The organism is Xanthobacter sp. BG11Y11_SDJG, from assembly GCF_057364445.1.
In genome coordinates this window covers 1-4152 of the sequence record NZ_JBNFNU010000373.1, presented here as the reverse complement: position 1 = coordinate 4152, position 4152 = coordinate 1, and the positions used below count along the sequence as shown (strand labels likewise).

The following is a 4152-nucleotide window of genomic DNA, read 5'->3' as shown; positions in this document are numbered from 1 at the left end:
GTCGCGGATCGCATCGCGGGGGGAAAACGGGCATCGGCTGACTCCGGCTCGAAACGCGCCAGATCCGATCCCGAACGGCGACTGCCGGCGACCCCGTAGGACCGCGCGCAGGCCGCGGGAATCGGCAAACCTGGTAAACCGACGCTAAAAGCTCGTGGTTAATGGAGGGTTAGGCGCGGCCGCGAATGGTAAACGCCGGCCCCCTCACGGCCCCCGCCGCAGGCGCGCGGAGCAGGGCGCGGGCCTGCGGGCGGCCGCGCGGCGAAAAGCTGAGGATTGGCAAGGCGCGCGGACGGCCGCCCGCACCGGCGTCACGTGCGCCGGTAGATCCATTCGGGCAGGTAATAGCGGCGCCCGAAGAAGACGAAGCCGAGCAGGGTGCCGCCGTTTTCCAGCACGCTGTCACGCATGTGCAGCGCCGCCGGCTTGCGGGTGCTCTCGGCGCCGATCATCAGGATGTTGCCGTCGGCCAGCTGGTTGAGCCGGTCGGTGACGACGAACGTGCCCTGGACCGGAGAGCAGACGATCACGCACTCGAACGCCTGCTTCAGTTCGTCGCGCATGCGCACGCCATCCACCAGCGGCAGGCGCACGTTGAGCAGCGGCGACTTCTCCACGTCCACCGCCGTCCACAGCTGGGGCAGCGGCGTGCGGGTGACGGCGAGCCCGCCCTTCATCTCGAAGCCGGAGGCGACCAAAGGCGCGGGCACCGGCGAGCACAGGTCGACGATCAGCGTGCGCAGGCCGCGCTGGGTGGCGAACTCCTCGGCGAGGCGGCGGCAGAAGGCGGGCGTCTCCTCGCCCCGCTGCGGCGCGAGGAAATGAATGAGCTGCAGCGGCTGGTCGTCCACCCGCGTGTCCAGCAGCAGGGTCGCGAGCCCGCCGAGCGCGGTGTCGAGGGCGAGCGAGCCGGCCTCCATGCTGCCGAACTCGGCCAGAACCGGCAGCTGCAGCGCGCGCTCCGCCTCGCTCGGCATGATGAAGGTGGTGCGCAGGGCCGAGGCGATGGCGCCAGCCGCGGCGCCGAACAGCAGCCCGCCGAACAGGCCGGCGGCGAGGAAGGGGAGGGCAAGGTTGCGGCTCGTGACCGAGGCGCCCGCCTCCTGCACCACGCGCACGTTCGATTCGCGCGTCTTGGCCGCGGTCTCCTCGATGTTCGCCGCCACCGCGCGGCGCAGGTATTCGCGGTAGCCGTCGGAGAGCGTGTCGCGCCGGCGGTTCAGCTCGATGAGCTGGGTCTCGGCGCCGCGCAGGGCCGAAAGGCGCTGCTCGGCCACCTTCTGCTGCTGCTCCAGCTCGGTGAACTGCCGCCCCAGCGCGTCCTGCTCCACCCTGAGGCTCAGGATCATGTTCTGGACATAGCTGATGGCCGGGTTGCGCACGTCGCGATCGGTGGAATAGGGCCGCTCGCTGCGGTTCTCCATCTTGCCGCGCACGGTGGCGATCTGCCGGTCGATGTCGCGCAGCAACTGGCTGCCGGGCGCGTACTGCGCCTTGATGCGGTCGCGCTCCACCAGGAGGCGGGTGAGCACGTTGGCGTCCTCGTCATTGCCCAGCGCGTCGGTCTTCTGGGTGAAGTCGAACACCTGCTCGGGCAAAGCCTTCATCTGCTTTTCCGCCTCGGCCAATTGGGCGGTGACGGCCACCTGCCGCTCGGCCACCTGGCGCCGGCGCTGGAGCAGCGTGTCCACCTGGTTGGCAGCGAGGATGGCGTCCTGCGAGAAGTCGATGATGCCCACCTTGGACTTCAGCGCCTCGATCTCCCGGTCGGTGCCGGCGAGGTCCATCCGGAAGCGCTCGACCTCGATCTGGAGGATGCGCGCGGTCGGGTTCTCGAACACCTTGCGGCGGTAATTGAGGTAGTTCTTCACCAGCGCGTCGGTCGCCTCCACGGCGAGCGCGCGGTTGGGCAGCGTGACGGAGACCTCGACCACGTTGGAGCCGGAGACCACCGAGGCGCGGAGCACCTTGCGGAACTTCTCGATCGCCTGGTCCATCCGGTCCGCGTCGGACTTCAGGAACGAGGTGATGTAGCTGAGCAGCCCCGAGGGGAACAGGCGGTCGATGCCGATCTGCTCGATGGTGGCGCGCAGCACGTCCGCGCTCTCGAGGATCTGCACCTCCGATTCCACCTGCTTGAGGCCCTCGATGGAGAGCACGGCGGGGCCGCTGTCGGTGACGTTGGCGTTGGTCACCTCGCGGCTCACGATCACCATGAGCAGGCTTTTGGCGGTGTATTCGGTCTTGGCCGTGAAGGCGGCGGCGAACGCCAGCAGCAGCGGCACCATGGCCGCGATCAGCACGATGCGGATGTGGAAGAAGGTGGCGATCAGGAAGTCGCGGGTGGTGAAGGCGGGCGCCCGGGTCTCGGGCACGAGGCCGCTGGCGTTGAGGTCCTGGTCGCGGACCGTCCCCGTCGCATCCGCCCCGCCGTCCAAGGTCAAGCTCATCCGTGCCCTTCTGGTCCACAATCGAGGCCCGTCGGCCGCGTTCCGCCGCGCGTGCCCCCCGCTTGGCCGCGATCCGCCGGCGCAGAATGCGAAATCGGCCCTAAGGGCCGGTTAAGGCGCCGGGGGCGGGCAGCCATCCTTCCGTTACAGGCGGACTTCGGCAAATCAAGGCCCGTCAAGGGGCCGATCCGCGCAGAACCGACGCTCACAGCGCCCGCGGCATCAGCCGGCGCACGGCGAGCGTGGTGCCGATGCCGCCTTGGGCGATGAAGATGGCGGTGGCGATCGCCGCGCCGAGCATGCCGAAGGGCGGGATCAGCACCGCGCACAGCACGCAGCAGGAGACGAACTGGGCGGCGTTCAGCCAGCGCAGCACGCCGCCGTGGCCGGTCATGGCCAGCATGATGTCCTGGCAGGACAGGAGGCAGTTCACCAATTGGCCGACACTCATGATGACGAGCGCGGTGGCGGCGATCTCGAAGCCGGGGCCGATCAGCGCCAGCAGCGAGGCGGGAAACACCATCATGGCCAGCACCACCGGCACGCCGAAGGCGGCCACCGTGAGGCGGACCTTGCGGTTCAGGCTCCGAAGCTCGTCCCATTCGCCCTGGCGGTGATGGGCGGCGAACTTGGGCGCGGCGATGGTGCCGATGGAGATGATGACCACCCACACCAGCATGGAGATGCGGTTGGCGACGCTGAAGGCGCCCACTTCCGAGGGCATGCCGAAGGCCGCCAGCAGCAGCACCGGCAGCGAGTTGAGCGTGATCTGCACCACCTCCACCACGCCCAGCGGCAGCGCGGTGCGCCAGAGCGCAGGCAGGTGCTCCACCGCCGCCGCGTCGGCGTTGGGGTCGTCGATCCTCAGCCGGCCGCGGTCGCGCCAGATCAGGACGACCCCGAGCACGGCGGCGGCGAGGTTGGCGGCGGCGAGCGCATAGAGGATGCCGTCGAGCGAATGCACGCCCGCCGCCAGCGCCGCCAGCGTGAGGCCGGGCCAAAGGCCGTTCTGCACCAATTGCCCGAGGACGCCGCGGGTGAAGCCGGTGAGCGCGTGGCCGGTGAAGATGGCGAGCGTCTGCGGCACGATCGCCGCCGCCGAGATGGCGAGCGGGAATGCGAGGTCCGGCTCCTTGAAGACGTAGACCGAAAGCGGCTGCGCCAAGAGGATGGTGGCCGCCGTGCCGAGCACGCCGCCGAGCGTGACCCAGAACGTGCCGAGAAGCAGCGCGCGGCGCGCCTCGCGGCCCTTGCGGATCGCCAACTCCGCCGCCACGTGGCGCATCACCGCCTTCTCGAAGCCGGCGCGGGTCAGCGTCGAGATCAGCAGCACCCAGGTCAGGCACAGGAAGAACAGGCCGGATTCGTGGACGCCGAGCACCCGCGCCGCGATCATATACAGGCCGAGCTTGCCAACCATCTCAAGCGCACGCACGGCCAAGGCGGCCATGTAGGCGCCATAGGTGCGGACCATGTGGTAGAGCGTGTCGAGCCGGTTGAGCGTCATCGGGCTGGGATTGGCGCCGCCGGCCGAGGCTGGGGCGGAAGGAGTTGAGGCGATGCGAGACCAGACGGGCGCGCACCCGCACCCGCCTGCCCTTGCGGGGCGATGCGGACGTCCCGGCAACAAGCATGCCGGTCCGCCGGCGCAAGCGCCCGCGACCAAACCGAAATGCGCCGTCCCGCGCGCCGTCCGGCCGAT

2 protein-coding genes are annotated in these 4152 nt (G+C 69.8%); both read right to left on the bottom strand.

Translation table 11 applies throughout. The features are described from left to right. Positions 1-311: 311 nt before the first annotated feature. The gene (locus tag AC2W7M_RS20985) at positions 312-2450 is read right to left on the bottom strand and encodes an exopolysaccharide transport family protein (protein WP_486134621.1); all 2139 of its coding nucleotides are present in this window, start codon (positions 2448-2450) and stop codon (positions 312-314) included. Positions 2451-2655: 205 nt separating this feature from the next. Then, a complete protein-coding gene (locus AC2W7M_RS20980; protein ID WP_486134619.1) occupies positions 2656-3957 on the bottom strand; it encodes a lipopolysaccharide biosynthesis protein in 1302 nt (433 codons plus the stop codon). Between the last annotated feature and the right edge of the window lie 195 nt (positions 3958-4152).

Excerpts from the sequence above, each read along its gene's own strand:
- AC2W7M_RS20985 (WP_486134621.1), bottom strand. The coding sequence starts at position 2,450 with ATGAGCTTGACCTTGGACGGCGGGGCGGATGCGACGGGGACGGTCCGC.
- AC2W7M_RS20980 (WP_486134619.1), bottom strand. The coding sequence starts at position 3,957 with ATGACGCTCAACCGGCTCGACACGCTCTACCACATGGTCCGCACCTAT.